This is a genomic window from Salipiger sp. IMCC34102 (assembly GCF_004145405.1).
Classification (GTDB): domain Bacteria; phylum Pseudomonadota; class Alphaproteobacteria; order Rhodobacterales; family Rhodobacteraceae; genus Loktanella.
Map to the genome: position 1 here is coordinate 335,830 of NZ_SELQ01000002.1, position 16,058 is coordinate 351,887.

Consider the following 16,058-nt stretch of genomic DNA (forward strand, 5'->3'; position numbering starts at 1 on the left):
GCGGCAGGTTCCTCGCTACCTTGACCCAATCTTCACAAAGGCGTAACGGACCCCCATCGACGTGTCCGACAATCCGGTCGGACCTGGCCGCGCAAGATCTGCGGCCCATCAGCCGCCAAGATCGAAAGGGCCTCGATGACCAAATTCTCCGACCTGAACCTGGATGCGAAGGTTCTGAAAGCCGTGGCCGACACCGGTTACGAAACCCCCACGCCGATCCAGGCGGGGGCCATTCCCCCGGCCCTCGAAGGACGCGACGTCCTGGGGATCGCGCAGACCGGCACCGGCAAGACCGCCAGCTTCACGCTGCCGATGATCACGCTGCTGGGCCGTGGCCGGGCCCGCGCCCGCATGCCCCGCAGCCTGGTTCTTGCACCGACGCGCGAACTGGCGGCGCAAGTGGCCGAGAATTTCGACGCCTATGCCAAGTACACCAAGCTGACCAAGGCCCTGCTGATCGGCGGCACGTCGTTCAAGGAACAGGACGCGCTGATCGACAAGGGCGTCGACGTGCTGATCGCGACGCCGGGCCGGCTGATCGACCATTTCGAACGCGGCAAGCTGATCCTGTCGGACGTGAAGATCATGGTCGTGGACGAAGCCGACCGGATGCTCGACATGGGGTTCATCCCCGACATCGAGCGTATCTTCCAGATGACGCCTTTCACGCGCCAGACGCTGTTCTTCTCGGCCACCATGGCGCCCGAGATCGAGCGGATCACCAACACGTTCCTCTCCAGCCCCGCCAAGGTCGAGGTCGCCCGCGCGGCCACGACAGGGGAGAACATCAAGCAGGGCGTGGTGATCTTCGAAGGCTCGACCAAGGCCAAGGCGGACCGCGAAAAGCGCGACCTGCTGCGCGCGCTCATCGACGCCGAAGGCGACGCCTGCACCAATGCGATCATCTTCTGCAATCGCAAGTCCGACGTGGACACGGTCGCGAAGTCGCTGTCCAAGCATGGCTACGACGCGGCCCCGATCCATGGCGACCTGGATCAGTCGCACCGCACCCGCACGCTGGAGGGGTTTCGCGACGGAACCTTGCGCTTCCTCGTGGCCTCCGACGTGGCCGCGCGCGGGTTGGACATTCCGGCGGTGACCCATGTCTTCAACTTCGACGTGCCGTCCCATGCCGAGGATTACGTACACCGCATCGGGCGCACGGGCCGCGCGGGCCGCAAGGGCACGGCGATCATGATTTGCGCGCCGCGCGACGTGAAGAACCTCGAAGACGTGGAACGGCTGGTCCAGACCACCATCCCGCGCCTCGATAATCCGACGGGCACGACTCCCGCCGAGGCGTCCGAGACCGAGGCCGCACCTGCCGCCGCGACCGAAGACAAGCCCAAGCGCACCCGCAGCCGGTCGCGTCGCAAGGACAGCCCGAAACCCGACGAAAGCGCGCCCACCGCATCGCCCCGGACGCCGGATCCCGCGGCCGCGACCGAGGATGCGCAGACCGTCGCGGAGGACATCCATACGGAACCTGCCGCGAAAGCGCCGTCGCAGCCGCGCGCCGCACAGACGACCGAAGAGCCGCAATCCGATGCACCGAAGGGCGGACGCTCCAGCCGCGGCGGCCGCGGTCGCGCGCGAGGTGGCAACGACCAGCGCGAGGGCCAGTCCAACGACAAGGGCGGGCATGGGCGCGCCGTCGTCGGCATGGGCGAAGACGTTCCCGATTTCATCGCGAAGAGTTTTGCCGAACGCGGGGCTGGCTGAGGCGCAACGCCTGAACGGCTCAGCTGGGGTTCAGCCAGTTCCCCCGACCGTAGGGTCGCCCCGCCCGGATTCACCATCAGGACATGAAAAAGCCCGCGCCGATCGCGCGGGCTTTCGCTTGTTCCGAAGGGCCGGTCAGTTCAACCGGCTGATCACCACGATGACTTCCGGCTTCTTACCGATCTCGGCCTGGGCGGCCTTGCGGGCGTGGAATTTCAGCTCTTTCTCGAGCTTCACGTCGTCGCGCAGGACCTTGGCATCTGCCCGGTTCACGAACTCGGCAAGACTGTCTTCCAGCGCCTCGGCAAGCGAGACGTCCGACCGGCCCTCTTCGGCGAGGCCAGAAATCTCGACCCAGGGGTCGCCCAGCGATTCGTCGTTCTCGTCCAGGATCATGGTCACGACGACCAGCCCGTTCAGCGCCATGCGGATCCGGTCGCGCACAACCCCGTCCATCGCGCCGATCGTCGTCGCGCCGTCGAGGTAGGTCCGCCCGGTGTCGATGTATTCCGCGACCTTGGGCGCATTGCCCGACAGGTCGACCATCATGCCGTTGACCGCGACGATGCCCGGAAGCCCGCGCAATCCTGCGACCTTTACGTGCTCTCGCAGGTGACGGTGCTCGCCGTGCATGGGAATCAGGAACTGCGGCTTGATGAGCTGGTGCATCGTCTCGAGGTCCGGGCGGTTCGCATGGCCCGAGACGTGGTACTTGCCGCCGTCGTCGTCCACGATATCGACCCCCAGCTCGCTGAGCTGGTTCATGATGCGGATGACGCCCTTCTCGTTCCCCGGGATCGTCTTGGACGAGAACAGGAACGTATCCCCTTCCTTCAACGACAGACCGAGGTAGCTGCCCTGGCTCAACTGGGCGGAGGCCGCGCGGCGCTCGCCCTGGCTGCCGGTCACCAGCAGCATCAGATTCTCGCGCGGGATGTTCTGCGCTTCCTCCGGGCCGATCGTGGGCGGGAAGTCGTGCAGAAGATCGGTCTCGATCGCGGCCTGTGTCATGCGCTGCATCGACCGGCCCAGAAGGCAGACCGTGCGCCCGGCGGCCTGTGCCGCAGTCGCCAGCGTCTTGAGCCGCGCGATGTTCGACGCAAAGGTCGTGGCCACGACCATCCCCTCGGCGTCCTTCATCAGGTCGGTGATCGCGGGCCCGATCGAGATTTCGGACCGGCCCGGGTTGGGCGAGAAGATGTTGGTCGAATCGCAGACCAGCGCCTTCACGCCGGGCTTCGCGATCTCTTCCCACAGGGCGGTGTCGAAAGGGTCGCCCACGACCGGCGTCATGTCGATCTTGAAATCGCCCGTGTGCACGATCCGCCCGCCGTCGGTGTCGATCACCAGTCCCGCACTTTCCGGGATCGAGTGACTGATCGGCACGTAGCCCACGGTGAAGGGACCGCATTTGGTGACCTCGGGCCAGGCCTCGACGACCTGCACGACATTATCGGGCAGACCGCGTTCCTGCATCTTGCGCTTGGCAATGTTCGCGGTGAACTTGCGCGCGTAGATGGGCGCGCCCAGATCCTCCCAGGCAAGGCCCACGGCGCCGACGTGGTCTTCGTGCGCGTGGGTGATGAAGATTCCATCGATCCGGTCGCGGCGTTCCTTCAGCCACGAGATGTCGGCGAAGATCAAATCGACGCCGGGGGTTCCGTCCATGTCCGGGAAGGTCACGCCCAGATCGACGACGATCAACCGCTCCTTGCCCGGTTGGCCGTAGCCGTAGACGTAGGCGTTCATGCCGATCTCTCCGGCGCCGCCCAGGGCGAGGTAGATCAGTCGGTCCTTTGCTTTTGCAGCACTCATTCGGTTTCCTTGTTGTAAGCGTGGATCACGGTCAGGCCGTGCATCGTCAGGTCATCCTCGACCTGGTCAAATAATGTATCGCCCTGCGCGAACAGCGACGCGAGGCCGCCGGTTCCGATCACCGTCATGGGACGGTCGCGCTCGGACTTGATGCGTTGCGTTATCTCTTTCACCAGCCCGATGTAACCCCAGAAGGCCCCGGACTGCATGCAGGCGACCGTATTGGTCCCTATGACGCGGTCCGGCCGGGTGACATCGACGTGAGGCAAGGCGGCGGCGGCCATGTGGAACGCCTCAAGGCTGACGTTCACGCCGGGCGCGATCACGCCGCCGACATAGGCGCCGTCGGCGTCCACTACGTCGGCGGTCGTTGCCGTACCGAAATCGATGACGATCAGATCGCCGCCGTGCCGATCGAAGGCGCCCACCGTGTTGACCAGCCGGTCCGGCCCCACCGCGGTTCCGGCATCGACCCGGGGGGCGACGGGCAGGCGACACTCGGGCTTGCCGACGACCAGCGGGCGGCAGGCGAAGTACCGATCCGCCAGGACCCGCAGGTTGAAGACCACGCGCGGCACGGTCGAGCTGATGATCATGTCGGTCACGGTCACGTCGAGCTTGCGCATGGCCATCAGCGTGGAAAGCCAGACGTAATACTGGTCCGCCGTGCGCTGCCAATCGGTCTTGGTGCGCCAGGTGCCCAGGAACCGCGCCCCGTCCCAAAGCGCGAAGACGGTGTTCGTGTTTCCGCAATCGACCGTCAGCAGCATGCCCGCGCCCTTTCGCCTAGAAATAGACGTCGGCCGCCGGGATCGCGCGCGGCCCCTCCGGCGTGATCAGGACGAGGTTGCCATCCTCGTCGATGGTCTCGAAGGTGCCGGTGATCTCTTCGCGGGCGGTGCGGGCGGTGATGACCTCGCCTAGCCGGGCGGCCCGGCGCAGCCAGTCGTCGCGGATGAGGCCGAAGTCGAACTCCCAGAGTTTCGCCTCCTGCGTGGCGTAATCGGCGGCGAGCCGTACGAGGAACGTCTGCGGATCCGTGGGCCTCCCCCCTTCCCCGGCAAGCGACACCGGCGGGAAGGCGGCGTCGCGCACGCTCTGCGGCACCTCCGTCAGGTTCACGCCAACGCCGACCGCCAGCCAGTCGACGTATGGCCCTGAGCCTGCCGATTCCAGCAGGATGCCCGCCACCTTGCCACCGTTCAGCAGGACGTCGTTGGGCCACTTCAGCGAAAGCTTGGTGCGGTCGATCGACATGGCCAATGCCTCGAAAAGCGCGATGGCGGCCATGAAGGATCGCAGCCCAGCCTGTTGTGCGGTGCAGTTCGGCTTGTAGACGAGCGTGGCGGCGAAGTTGCCCGTCGGCGAGGCCCAATCGCGCCCGCGCCGCCCCCGCGCGCTGGTCTGTTCGTCCGCGATGATCCAGGTCGGCGCTTCCAGGGTCGGCGCGATGCGCGCGGCCTCCGCCATGGTGGAATTGACGCTGTCCAGATGGCGGCAAAGGACGCCCTCCGGCCAGAGAGCGTCCTGTGTTGGATCAATTGACAAGGGTGAGCGCGGCGGCGGCCGCCCAGGGTTCGATCCCGAAGAGGTTGACGACCCCGAAGACCATGATCGCGGCCGAGCCCATCAGAAAGACGCCCAGCATCGGTTGCGACGGCGCGTCCAGGGCCTCCGTCTCTTCACCGAAGTACATCAGGTAGACGATCCGCAGGTAGTAGAAGGCGCTGATGACCGAGGCAACGACGCCTGCCACGGCCAGCCAGCCAAGCCCACCGTCGACGGCCGCGCGCAGCACGTAGAACTTGCCGAAGAAGCCCACCAGCGGCGGCACGCCCGCGAGGCTGAACATCAGCACCAGCATCGCCAAGGCGCGGAGGGGCTGGGCCGTCGCATACATTCGCAGGCTGTCGATCTGCGTGATCGGGCGGCCGTCCCGCTCCATCCCGAGGATGAAGGCGAAAGTGCCGATGTTCATGGTGACGTAGATCGCCATGTAGATCAGCATCGCCTGCACCCCGAAGGCCGTGCCGGCCGCGAGACCCATCAGCGCGAAACCCATGTGGCTGATCGAAGAATAGGCCATCAGGCGCTTGATGTCGCGCTGGCCGATCCCGGCCACGGCGCCCAGGAACATCGACAGCACCGACAGGAAAGCCACGATCTGCTGCCAGTCACCGACCACGCCACCGAAGGCGTCGAACATCACCCGCGCGAAGAGCGCGATTGCCGCGACCTTGGGGGCAGTGGCGAAGAAGGCGGTGATCGGCGTGGGCGAGCCTTCGTAGACGTCCGGCGTCCACATGTGGAAAGGAGCGGCCGAAACCTTGAAGGCGAAGCCCGCCATCAGGAAGACGAGGCCGAACAGGAGTCCGAGCGACACGTCGCCCTGCACCGCCACGATGATGCCGGAGAACATCGTCGTGCCCGCGAACCCGTAGGTGAGCGAGGCGCCATAAAGCAGCAGGCCCGAGGACAGGGCGCCGAGCACGAAGTACTTCAATCCCGCTTCCGTCGATTTCACGCTGTCGCGGCGCAGCGAGGCGACGACGTAGAGCGCCAGCGACTGCAGCTCCAACCCCATGTAGAGCGCCATCAGATCGCCCGCGCTGACCATGACCATCATGCCGACCACGGCGAGCGACAGCAGGACAGGATATTCGAAGCGCAGCAGGTTGCGGCGTTCCATGTAGGTCTTGGACATCAGCAGGATCGCCGCCGCCGACAGAAGGATCGTGACCTTCGCGAAGCGGGAGAATCCGTCCGAGATGAACATCCCGTCGAAGGCGATCATGCCCGGCTGGCCGTCAAGACCGATCCAGATGGCCAGCAACACGTAGACGGCGGAGGTCACGTAGACCAGAAGTCCGGCCGCGCCGTCCTTGATCGTGTAGACCGCCACCAGAAGGGCCGCCATGGCGTAGGCCGCCAGCAGGATCTCCGGCAGGGCGACGGAAAGATCGGGTCCCATGATCAGTTCCCCTCGGAAAGGGCGACGTCATTGGCAGTGTCGAACTGCGCGGTCGCGGTGTCGTATTGGCCGATCAGCGCCTCGACGCTGGGTCCGGTGATGTCGGTCACGAGGCTGGGATAGACCCCCAGCAGAAGCGTCATGGCAACCAGCGGGGCGAAGATCCAGCGCTCTCGCGCGGTCATGTCCTTGATCGAACGCAGGCTCTCCTTGATGAGATCGCCCATGACGACCCGGCGGTAGAGCCACAGCCCGTAGGCCGCCGAGAAGATCACGCCGGAGGTCGCCACGAGTGCCACCCAGGTGTTGACCTGGAACACGCCCATCAGCGTCAGGAATTCGCCGATGAAGCCGCTGGTGCCCGGCAGACCCACGTTGGCCATGGTGAAGAACATGAAGATCATCGCGTAGGCCGGCATCCGGTTCACCAGCCCGCCGTAGGCGTCGATCTCGCGGGTGTGCATCCGGTCGTAGATCACGCCGACGCAGAGGAACAGCGCGCCAGAGATGAAGCCGTGGCTGATCATCTGGAAGATCGCCCCGTCCAGCCCCTGCTGGTTCACCGCGAAGATCCCCATGGTCACGTAGCCCATGTGGGCGACGGACGAGTAGGCGATCAGCTTCTTCATGTCCGCCTGCACCAGCGCCACGAGCGAGGTGTAGACGATCGCGATGGCCGACAGCCACAGCACGAAGGTGCCCCAGACCTCGGATCCGACGGGGAACATCGGCAGGCTGAACCGCAGGAAGCCGTAGCCACCCATCTTCAGCAGAATCGCGGCGAGCACCACCGAGCCCGCGGTCGGCGCCTGCACGTGGGCGTCCGGCAACCAGGTGTGCACGGGCCACATCGGCATCTTCACCGCGAAGCTGGCGAAGAACGCGAGCCACAGCAGCGACTGTGCCCCGCCCGTGATCGGCACGCCGAGAAGCGTGAAGGTGTTCGACGGGAAGGTCGTCTCCATCAGCGTCGGGATGTCGGTGGTGCCCGCGTAGGCGAACATCGCCACCATCGCGACCAGCATCAGGACCGAGCCGAGGAAGGTGTAGAGGAAGAACTTGAAGGAGGCGTAGATCCGGTTCGCACCGCCCCAGATGCCGATGATCAGGAACATCGGAATGAGGCCCGCCTCGAAGAAGAGGTAGAAGAGGATCAGGTCCAGCGCCATGAAAACGCCTAGCATCAGCGTTTCCAGCACGAGAAACGCGATCATGTATTCTTTCACCCGCGTCTCGACGCCCCAGCAGGCGGCGATGACCAGCGGCATCAGGAACGTGGTAAGCATCACGAACAGGACGGAGATCCCGTCGACGCCCATCTTGTACTGCATGCCCAGAAGCCAGTCGGCCTGTTCGACCATCTGGAAACCGGTGTCCTGGGGGTCGAATTCCGACAGGATGAAGAGCGAGACGAGGAAGGTCGCCACCGTCGCGGCCATGGCCACCCACTTGGCGTTGCGCTGCGCCGCGGCATCGTCGCCGCGCAGGAACAGCGCCAGGATCGCGGCGGCGATTGCCGGGATGAAGGTGGTGAGCGTAAGCAGGTTGCCCATCAGTTGGCGCCTCCGGTGAAGGTGATCCACGACAGCAGCAGCGCCAGGCCCACGACCATCGCGAAGGCGTAGGTGAAGAGATAGCCGGACTGCATCCTGTTCACGTTCCGCGTGACGAAGGGGACGATCCCCAGGGCAAGCCCGTTGATGCCGCCGTCGATGGTGCCCTCGTCACCGCGCTTCCACAGGGTCCGGCCAAGCCAGCCCGCGGGGCGCACGAAGACGAAGTTGTAGAGCTCGTCGAAGTACCACTTGTTGAGCAGGAAGTTGTAGAGCGGCCGCTGGTTCGCCGCGAGTTGGGCGGGGAGCTCCGGACGGCGGATGTACATCTGAAGCGCCGTCAGAAAGCCGATCAGCATCGCGAAGAACGGGGCCACCTTGACCCAGATCGGTGCCTCGTGCGCATCGTCGAGGACATGGTTGTCCGGCGAGATGTAGATCGCACCCTCGCCCGGCGCCCCGCCGAAGGTGAAGTGATGACCGCCTTCTTCGGCGTGATCGCCCTCCTCCATCGCGACGGCCTGCTCTTCGGTTTCGGCGTCGGTCACGGCATCCTCGGTGATGGCCTCGCCTGCTTCCTCGAGATCGCCTTCGGCCAGTTCCTCGACCGCGCCGGTCACCCCTTCGGAGTGATCGCCCGTGGCTTGCGCCTCGGCCGCGGGGATCGAGAAGTAGGCGGCAACGCTTTCGGATTTGCCGAAGAACGGGTTGTACCAGATCATCCCGGCCAAAATCGCGCCTGCGGACAGGACACCCAGCGGCACCAGCATGATGGCGGGACTCTCGTGGGCATGCTCATGCGTGTGCTTGTCGCCGCGCGGCGTGCCAAAGAAGGTCAGGAAGATCAGGCGCCAGCTGTAGAAACTGGTCATCAGCGCCGCCACCACCAGCATCCAGAAAGCGTAGCCGGTGCCGCCGGCCCAGGCGCTCTCGATCACGGCGTCCTTGGACAGGAAACCGGCGAAGCCAATGTGCGTCAGCGGGATCCCGACCCCGGTGATCGCCAGCGTGCCGATCATCATGGCCCAGAAGGTATAGGGCAGCTTCTTGCGCAGCCCCCCGTAGTTCCGCATGTCCTGCTCGTGGTGCATTCCGTGAATGACGGACCCCGCCCCGAGGAACAGCAGCGCCTTGAAGAAGGCATGCGTGAACAGGTGGAACATCGCGACCGAATAGGCGCCGACACCCGCCGCCACGAACATGTAACCCAGCTGCGAGCAGGTCGAATAGGCGATCACGCGCTTGATGTCGGTCTGCACCAGGCCCACGGTCGCGGCGAAGAACGCCGTGGTCGCGCCCAGGAACACGACGAAGCCCGTGGCATAAGGTGCGAATTCCATCAGCGGCGACATGCGGCAGACGAGGAACACGCCCGCGGTCACCATGGTGGCCGCATGGATCAGCGCCGACACCGGGGTCGGACCTTCCATCGCGTCCGGCAACCAGGTGTGCAGCAGAAGCTGTGCGGATTTGCCCATCGCGCCGATGAAGAGCAGCAGCGCCACGACCTCCGCCGCGTTCCATTCGCGCCACAGGAAAGTCAACTGCGTCTGAGCGATCTCGGGAGCTTGCGCGAAGATCACGTCGAAGGAGATGCTGTCGGTCAGCAAAAACAGCGCGAAGATGCCGAGCGCGAAGCCGAAGTCGCCCACGCGGTTGACCACGAAGGCCTTGATCGCCGCGGCGTTGGCGGAGGGCTTGCGGAAGTAGAACCCGATCAGCAGGTAGGAGGCGACGCCGACCCCTTCCCAGCCGAAGAACATCTGCACCAAGTTGTCCGCCGTCACGAGCATCAGCATCGCGAAGGTGAAGAACGACAGGTAGGCGAAGAAGCGCGGGCGGTAGCTTTCATCGTCGCGGAAGTTGTCGTCGTGCGCCATGTAGCCGAAGGAATACAGGTGCACGAGGCTTGAGACGCTGGTGATCACGATCAGCATGATCAGCGTCAGCCGATCGACGCGGATCGCCCAGTCGGTCGACAGCGATCCGCTCTCGATCCAGCGCATCAGCGTGTAGCTGGTGTTCGTGCCGTCGAAGGTCAGGAAGGCCCACCACGACAGCACCGCCGACAGGAACAGCAAGGCCGTCGCGGTCCATTGCGCGGGCTTCTCGCCGATGACCTTCCAGGTGAAGCCGCAGATCAGCGCGCCGACCAATGGCGCAAAGAGGATGATCGAATACATGGCTTAACCCTTCATCACGTTGACGTCTTCAACGTCGATGGTGCCCCGGTTGCGGAAGAAACAGACGAGGATCGCAAGGCCGATGGCGGCCTCGGCGGCGGCCACGGTCAGCACGAACAGCGTGAAGACCTGTCCGACCAGATCGTTCAGGAAGGACGAGAAAGCCACGAAGTTGATGTTCACCGCCAGAAGCATCAGCTCGATGCTCATCAGCAGGATGATCACGTTCTTGCGGTTCAGGAAAAGCCCGAAGATCCCGATCACGAAGAGCGCCGCCGCGACGGTCAGGTAGTGTTCCAGTCCGATCATGATTACAGCCCCTGCCCCGGTTTCACGTCCTTGAGTTCCATCGCCAGCTTCGGGTCGCGGTGCATCTGCGCGATCACGTTCTGGCGCTTGACGTCCACCCGGTGGCGCAGCGTCAGCACGATCGCCCCGATCATCGCGACCAGCAGGATAAGGCCGGCAAGCTGGAACAGGATGAAATAGCGGTCATAGATCAGAAGGCCCAGCAGGCCCGTGTTCTCTCCGACGGCCCAGGGGGCGGCGAGGCGTTCGTCGATGCCGGGCGAATAGCCCCAGGCGCCGAAAGCCACCGCCAGCTGCATCAGGATCACGATCCCGATCAGCAAGCCGATGGGCAGGTATTTCGACATCTCGGCCTTCAACGCCGCGAAATCCACGTCCAGCATCATGACGACGAAAAGGAACAGGACCGCGACGGCCCCCACGTAGACGATGATCAGAAGCATCGCGACGAACTCGGCCCCCAGGGTCACGAAAAGACCCGCCGACGACAGGAACGCCAGGATCAGCCACAGGACCGAGTGCACGGGGTTGCGCGAAAGCACCGTCATCAGCCCGCCCAGAAGGGTCGTCACCGCGAAGAGGTAGAAGGTAAACACCATGACCGTCATGCGTCGTCGTCCTTGCTCAATTCGTCCGTGGCGAGCTCCATCGCCCTGGTCATCGCGGGAACGCCGCCGAACAGACCCGCTTGCGCGATGGTCTCGGCCACTTCCTGCTTGGTGGCGCCGGCCTCGATCAGGTGGCGCACGGTCAGCCGGATCTGGCTTTCCGCCTGCGCACCCAGGATCACGAGTCCCGTCAGTGTCACCGTCAGCCGCGTCTTGGCGTCAAGCCCGTCGGGGTTCAACCCCTTGCCGAAAAACATCTCCATCGCGGAAGCCGGCATGGTGGGAAAAAACCCTTCCATGCCATTGACCGAGAACGTCTTCATGGCCGGGTTCATCTGCTCGACCCAGGTCTCGCCCAGGCGCATCATCGCGGCGAACGGGTTCGTGTCGGTCATCGGTAGGGCGCGTCCATCTCGAGGTTGCGCGCGATTTCGACCTCCCAGCGGTCACCGTTGTCGAGAAGCTTTTCCTTGTTGTAGTAAAGCTCTTCACGCGTCTCGGTGCTGAACTCGAAGTTCGGCCCCTCGACGATGGCGTCCACCGGGCAGGCCTCCTGGCAGAGGCCGCAGTAGATGCATTTCGTCATGTCGATGTCGTAGCGCGTCGTCCGGCGGCTGCCGTCGTCGGTGCGCGGAGCGGCATCGATGGTAATTGCCTGCGCGGGGCAGATCGCCTCGCACAGCTTGCAGGCGATACAGCGTTCTTCCCCGTTGGGATAGCGGCGCAGGGCGTGCTCCCCGCGGAAGCGCGGCGAAAGCGGGCCCTTCTCGTGGGGGTAGTTCACCGTGGCCTTGGGCCCGAAGAAATACTTGAACCCCAGACGGAAGCCCGCCCAGATGTCCGTCATCAGGAAGTACTTGGCGGCGCGGGTATAATCCATATCAGCCTCCGATCGTGTAACGGGCCCACATCGACCCGAACACTTCAAATTTCGCAAGGAACGACACCAGCACGACCCAGCCCAGCGACAGCGGCAGGAAGACCTTCCAGCCGATGCGCATCAACTGGTCGTAGCGGTAACGCGGGGTGATGGCCTTGACCATGGCGAAGACGAAGAAGCAGATCATCATCTTCAGCACCATCCACAGGACGCCGTCGGGCAGCCCGGGGATCGGCGACAGCCAGCCACCGAGGAACAGCAGGCTCACCAGGGCGCACATCAGCACCACGGTCATCAGCTCGCCGATCATGAACAGCAGGAACGGCGTCGAGGAATATTCCACCTGATAGCCCGCGACGAGCTCCGATTCCGCCTCCGGCAGGTCGAAGGGGGGACGGTTGGTCTCGGCCAGGGCGCTCACGAAGAACAGGAACAGCATCGGGAAGTGGGCGACCCAGTACCACGACAGGATGCCCGCACCGCGCTGCGCCTCGACGATGGCGCCGAAGTTCATCGACCCCGTGGAGATGATGATGCCGATGATGATCAGCCCCAGCGAGACCTCGTAGGAGATCATCTGCGCGGCGGAGCGGAGCGAGCCCAGGAACGGATATTTCGAGTTCGAGGCCCAGCCGCCCATGATCACGCCGTAGACCTCCAGCGAGGAGACGGCGAAGACGAAGAGGATCGCCACGTTTATCTCGGACAGGACCCAACCTTCGTTGAAGGGAATCACGGACCAGGCGATGACCGGCAGCACGAAGGACAGCATCGGTGCGATGAAGTAGACCGGCTTGTCGGCGCCCGCCGGGACGACGATTTCCTTGACGATGTACTTCAGGAAGTCCGCGAAGGATTGCAGCACGCCCCAGGGGCCCACCACGTTGGGACCGCGGCGCATCTGGACGGCGGCCCAGATCTTGCGGTCGGCGTACATCAGCATCGCCAGCGCCAGCAGCAGCGGGATCAGAACCAGCAGGCATTGTCCGAGGATCAACAGGACCTGGCCCGAATTGGTTTGTGTAAAGAAGGTGTACATATCCAAATCCTGTTCAGACGGTCGGGAACCCGGAGGCGCCGCAGTCTGCCACCTTCACGGCGGCGTCAAGGGTGGCACGACCGCGCGGCAGATCCGACGAGATCGTGTAAACAGCATCCGCGCGCCAAGTGCCACCCTCCTGCGTCGTATTTACCCGCACGCGGCGTGTGAATCCCTGCCCCCGGATGAGGGCGTACTGGGCGGCGGCGCAGGCGGCATACTCCTCTGCCACCGTGGGATCGTCGGTCCCGGCGACGGCCACGTCGAATTGCACGAGGTCACCTTCCAGCAGGGCCGTCTCGACCCCCAGGAAACGCGGACCGGCGGGTTCCGGTGCGGCACAGCCGGTCATCAGACCCAGCGCCAGCCAGATCGGCAGGACCCGGTTCACTCTGCCGCGATCTTGTCCGAGACGCGCATCTTCGCGTTGGCCGACAGTTCCGCCATCAGGGTCGAGGCGCGGGCGATCGGGTTGCTGAGGTAGAAGTCCGGCACGGCGTAATCGAAATCGCCCGATCCCAGATCGCCGGCGGCCAGGGCCTCGCCCTCGTTGTCCGGCACCTGGTCGACCTTGGAGAGCACCGGGTGCGCCTCGATCATCGCGCGGCGCAATTGCGCCAGCGAATCGAACGGCAGCGTCGCGTCGAGTTCCGCGGAGAGCGCCCGCAGGATCGCCCAGTTCTCCTTGGCCTGACCCGGCGGGAAGCTGGCGCGCATCGCCAGCTGGGGGCGGCCTTCGGTGTTCACGAAAAGGCCGTTCTCCTCGGTATAGGCGGCGGCCGGCAGGATTACGTCGGCGCGGTGCGCCCCGCGGTCCCCGTGGCTGCCTTGATAGACGACGAAGGCCCCGGCCGGCACATCGACTTCGTCGGCGCCCAGATTATAGACCACTTCCGCGCCGTCGAGCGCTGCTGAAAGGCCGCCATCGGTCACGGCGCCGACGTCCATCGCGCCGACGCGGCTGGCGGCGGTGTGCAGGATCATGACCTTCGCGCCAGCGTCCTGCGCCATCTTCTGCACGGCGGCCAAGACAGCGGCCCCGTCCTCGCCCTGCAGGGCGCCCTGCCCCACGATCACGAGGCTGCGCTTGTCCGAGGCGAGCGGGCCATCGGACCCGGAAGCGCCGTTCAAAGCCGCGCGATCCGAGCCGAGCTCGGTCACGTCGTAGGTCAGATCCACCGGCGACCCGCTGCGAGAGACATCCGCCCCCCGCAGCCAGGCCTTGCGGATGCGCGCGTTCAGGCCGGCAGCCTCCGCCCGGGGGTTGGTGCCGATGAGCAGGATCGCCTCCGCCTCGTCCAGATCGGCGATCGCGGCATTGCCTACATAGCCCAGACGATTGCCCGCAGGCAGTGCAGCGCCATCGGTCCGGCACTCGACCGAGCCGCCCAGACCTTCGACCAACTGCTTGAGCGCAAAGGCTGCTTCCACCGGGGCCAGATCCCCGATCAGGCCCGCGACCTTCCCGGACGTCATGGCCTTGGCCACCGCGGCGAGCGCCTCGGGCCACTCGGCCTTGCGAAGCTTGCCGTTCTCGCGGACGTAGGGCGTATCCAGACGCTGGCGGCGCAACCCGTCGAAGACGAAGCGGGTCTTGTCGTTGATCCATTCCTCGTTCACGCCGTCGTGGTTGCGCGGCAGGATGCGCATCACTTCGCGCCCCTTGGTGTCGACCCGGATGGAACTGCCGAGCGCATCCATCACGTCGATGGATTCGGTCTTCGACAGCTCCCAAGGGCGGGCGGTGAAGCTGTAGGGCTTGCTGACCAGCGCGCCCACCGGGCACAGGTCGATGATGTTGCCCTGCATGTTCGAGGAAAGCGTCTCACCCAGATAGGCAGTGATCTCGGCGTCCTCGCCGCGACCGGTCTGGCCCATCTGGTGGATGCCGGCGACTTCGGTCGTGAAGCGCACGCAGCGGGTGCAGGAGATGCAGCGCGTCATGTGGGTTTCGACCAGCGGCCCGAGGTCCAGATCCTCGGTCGCGCGCTTGGGCTCGCGGAAGCGGCTGAAATCGACGCCGTAGGCCATCGCCTGATCCTGCAGGTCGCACTCGCCGCCCTGGTCGCAGATCGGGCAATCCAGCGGGTGGTTGATGAGCAGGAACTCCATCACCCCCTCTCTGGCCTTCTTCACCATGGGGGAATTCGTCTTCACCCGCGGCGGCTCTCCGTCCTTGCCGGGGCGCAGGTCGCGCACCTGCATCGCACAGGAGGCGGCGGGCTTGGGCGGGCCGCCCACGACCTCGACCAGACACATCCGGCAGTTCCCGGCGATCGACAGGCGCTCGTGATAGCAAAAGCGGGGGATCTCGATGCCCGCGACCTCGCAGGCCTGGATCAGGGTCATCGCACCGTCGACCTCGATATCGGTGCCGTCGATGTTGATTGTCTTGAGGTCGGACATGGAAGCTCTCCGGACGTCGCGCGCCCGCCAGGGCGCTGTTGCCCGCGGTTCTAGCGCGCCACGCGCCGGGATGCCAGCGGGAGCGCGGGTTTTTCCGCGCCCTGCTGCGGCGTGACGCAGCCCGCCGTCGGACAGCTCGTCAGCGTAAGAGCCGTCCCACCGCGTCGCCCTGAGCAATGCGCGCGCGGCCGACGCGGCAGAAGCTCTCGCGATCGGCGCGATCGACGCCAAGCCGTTCGAGACGGGTCCAGGCGATGGCTTCCAGGCGATCCTTCTCGGCGTCGTTGTCGACGAAAGCGTCAACCTCGGCGCTGGAATAACCCAGGGAGCGCGCCTGGTTCTTCAGCCCGAAGAGCGTCGCGATCCCCGTCAGGGTGCGCGCGCTGATGCTGTCGCATTGCTCGGAGATTTCGTAGGCCATGCCGACGGCGATCAGCCCTTCGGTGATGGCGGTCTCGTCGCGCAGTTGCGCGCTGGCCGTGGTGGTGGCGGTGGCCATGATGGCGGCGATGGCGAAGGTGCGCATGGTCTGTCGTCCTGTTGGGAAGACATCACAGATGGGGCCGCCGCCC

At 65.1% G+C, this 16,058-nt stretch carries 15 protein-coding genes; 1 reads left to right on the forward strand and 14 read right to left on the reverse strand.

The window, feature by feature from the left end; translation table 11 throughout:
• The first annotated feature begins 135 nt into the window (after positions 1-135).
• Positions 136-1,722, forward strand: a complete 1,587-nt coding sequence (locus EU805_RS05930) for a DEAD/DEAH box helicase (protein WP_129763031.1) — start codon at positions 136-138, stop codon at positions 1,720-1,722.
• Between the two features lie 135 nt (positions 1,723-1,857).
• On the opposite strand, the gene EU805_RS05935 is transcribed toward EU805_RS05930, so the two are convergent.
• The 14 genes from EU805_RS05935 to EU805_RS06000 all read right to left on the reverse strand — a co-directional run bounded on the left by EU805_RS05935 (position 1,858) and on the right by EU805_RS06000 (position 16,012).
• A complete protein-coding gene (locus EU805_RS05935; protein ID WP_129763032.1) occupies positions 1,858-3,537 on the reverse strand; it encodes a ribonuclease J in 1,680 nt (559 codons plus the stop codon).
• Entirely contained in the window at positions 3,534-4,307 is a 774-nt protein-coding gene (locus tag EU805_RS05940; RefSeq protein WP_129763033.1) for a type III pantothenate kinase, read from the reverse strand. The genes EU805_RS05935 and EU805_RS05940 overlap by 4 nt, the downstream gene beginning before the upstream one ends.
• Positions 4,308-4,323: 16 nt before the next feature.
• On the reverse strand, positions 4,324-5,085 hold the full coding sequence (locus tag EU805_RS05945; protein ID WP_370318172.1) for a biotin--[acetyl-CoA-carboxylase] ligase: 762 nt from the start codon (positions 5,083-5,085) through the stop codon (positions 4,324-4,326).
• A complete protein-coding gene (nuoN, locus tag EU805_RS05950; protein ID WP_129763034.1) occupies positions 5,075-6,508 on the reverse strand; it encodes an NADH-quinone oxidoreductase subunit NuoN in 1,434 nt (477 codons plus the stop codon). The genes EU805_RS05945 and nuoN overlap by 11 nt, the downstream gene beginning before the upstream one ends.
• A gap of 2 nt (positions 6,509-6,510) precedes the next feature.
• Positions 6,511-8,061: an NADH-quinone oxidoreductase subunit M gene (locus EU805_RS05955; RefSeq protein WP_129763035.1), complete on the reverse strand. Its 1,551-nt coding sequence runs from the start codon at positions 8,059-8,061 to the stop codon at positions 6,511-6,513.
• On the reverse strand, positions 8,061-10,244 hold the full coding sequence (gene nuoL, locus EU805_RS05960; protein ID WP_129763036.1) for an NADH-quinone oxidoreductase subunit L: 2,184 nt from the start codon (positions 10,242-10,244) through the stop codon (positions 8,061-8,063). Before nuoL ends, EU805_RS05955 begins: the two co-directional genes overlap by 1 nt.
• Positions 10,245-10,247: 3 nt before the next feature.
• Entirely contained in the window at positions 10,248-10,553 is a 306-nt protein-coding gene (gene nuoK, locus EU805_RS05965; RefSeq protein ID WP_129763037.1) for an NADH-quinone oxidoreductase subunit NuoK, read from the reverse strand.
• Positions 10,554-10,555: 2 nt separating this feature from the next.
• Positions 10,556-11,161 (reverse strand): NADH-quinone oxidoreductase subunit J, encoded by a 606-nt coding sequence (locus EU805_RS05970; RefSeq protein WP_129763038.1) that lies wholly within the window; start codon positions 11,159-11,161, stop codon positions 10,556-10,558.
• Positions 11,158-11,556 carry a carboxymuconolactone decarboxylase family protein gene (locus EU805_RS05975; RefSeq protein WP_129763039.1) on the reverse strand — a complete coding sequence of 133 codons (399 nt, stop codon included), beginning with the start codon at positions 11,554-11,556 and terminating at the stop codon, positions 11,158-11,160. The genes EU805_RS05970 and EU805_RS05975 overlap by 4 nt, the downstream gene beginning before the upstream one ends.
• Positions 11,553-12,041, reverse strand: coding sequence for an NADH-quinone oxidoreductase subunit NuoI (nuoI, locus tag EU805_RS05980; protein WP_129763040.1), 489 nt, complete (start codon positions 12,039-12,041; stop codon positions 11,553-11,555). Before nuoI ends, EU805_RS05975 begins: the two co-directional genes overlap by 4 nt.
• Before the next feature lies 1 nt (position 12,042).
• Complete coding sequence (nuoH, locus tag EU805_RS05985) at positions 12,043-13,080, reverse strand: NADH-quinone oxidoreductase subunit NuoH (RefSeq protein WP_129763041.1); 1,038 nt, start codon at positions 13,078-13,080, stop codon at positions 12,043-12,045.
• A gap of 13 nt (positions 13,081-13,093) precedes the next feature.
• A complete protein-coding gene (locus EU805_RS05990) occupies positions 13,094-13,432 on the reverse strand; it encodes a hypothetical protein (RefSeq protein ID WP_129763381.1) in 339 nt (112 codons plus the stop codon).
• 35 nt (positions 13,433-13,467) lie between these two features.
• Positions 13,468-15,486, reverse strand: coding sequence for an NADH-quinone oxidoreductase subunit NuoG (nuoG, locus tag EU805_RS05995; protein ID WP_129763042.1), 2,019 nt, complete (start codon positions 15,484-15,486; stop codon positions 13,468-13,470).
• A 139-nt stretch (positions 15,487-15,625) separates the two neighbouring features.
• Positions 15,626-16,012, reverse strand: a complete 387-nt coding sequence (locus EU805_RS06000; protein WP_129763043.1) for a DUF5333 domain-containing protein — start codon at positions 16,010-16,012, stop codon at positions 15,626-15,628.
• Positions 16,013-16,058 lie beyond the last annotated feature (46 nt).

What these genes read in the sequence shown, in the direction of transcription:
- EU805_RS05930 (WP_129763031.1), top strand. Translation starts at nt 136, where the DNA reads ATGACCAAATTCTCCGACCTGAACCTGGATGCGAAGGTTCTGAAAGCC.
- EU805_RS05935 (WP_129763032.1), bottom strand. Translation starts at nt 3,537, where the DNA reads ATGAGTGCTGCAAAAGCAAAGGACCGACTGATCTACCTCGCCCTGGGC.
- EU805_RS05940 (WP_129763033.1), bottom strand. Translation starts at nt 4,307, where the DNA reads ATGCTGCTGACGGTCGATTGCGGAAACACGAACACCGTCTTCGCGCTT.
- nuoN (WP_129763034.1), bottom strand. Translation starts at nt 6,508, where the DNA reads ATGGGACCCGATCTTTCCGTCGCCCTGCCGGAGATCCTGCTGGCGGCC.
- EU805_RS05955 (WP_129763035.1), bottom strand. Translation starts at nt 8,061, where the DNA reads ATGGGCAACCTGCTTACGCTCACCACCTTCATCCCGGCAATCGCCGCC.
- nuoL (WP_129763036.1), bottom strand. Translation starts at nt 10,244, where the DNA reads ATGTATTCGATCATCCTCTTTGCGCCATTGGTCGGCGCGCTGATCTGC.
- nuoK (WP_129763037.1), bottom strand. Translation starts at nt 10,553, where the DNA reads ATGATCGGACTGGAACACTACCTGACCGTCGCGGCGGCGCTCTTCGTG.
- EU805_RS05970 (WP_129763038.1), bottom strand. Translation starts at nt 11,161, where the DNA reads ATGACGGTCATGGTGTTTACCTTCTACCTCTTCGCGGTGACGACCCTT.
- EU805_RS05975 (WP_129763039.1), bottom strand. Translation starts at nt 11,556, where the DNA reads ATGACCGACACGAACCCGTTCGCCGCGATGATGCGCCTGGGCGAGACC.
- nuoI (WP_129763040.1), bottom strand. Translation starts at nt 12,041, where the DNA reads ATGGATTATACCCGCGCCGCCAAGTACTTCCTGATGACGGACATCTGG.
- nuoH (WP_129763041.1), bottom strand. Translation starts at nt 13,080, where the DNA reads ATGTACACCTTCTTTACACAAACCAATTCGGGCCAGGTCCTGTTGATC.
- EU805_RS05990 (WP_129763381.1), bottom strand. Translation starts at nt 13,432, where the DNA reads ATGACCGGCTGTGCCGCACCGGAACCCGCCGGTCCGCGTTTCCTGGGG.
- nuoG (WP_129763042.1), bottom strand. Translation starts at nt 15,486, where the DNA reads ATGTCCGACCTCAAGACAATCAACATCGACGGCACCGATATCGAGGTC.
- EU805_RS06000 (WP_129763043.1), bottom strand. Translation starts at nt 16,012, where the DNA reads ATGCGCACCTTCGCCATCGCCGCCATCATGGCCACCGCCACCACCACG.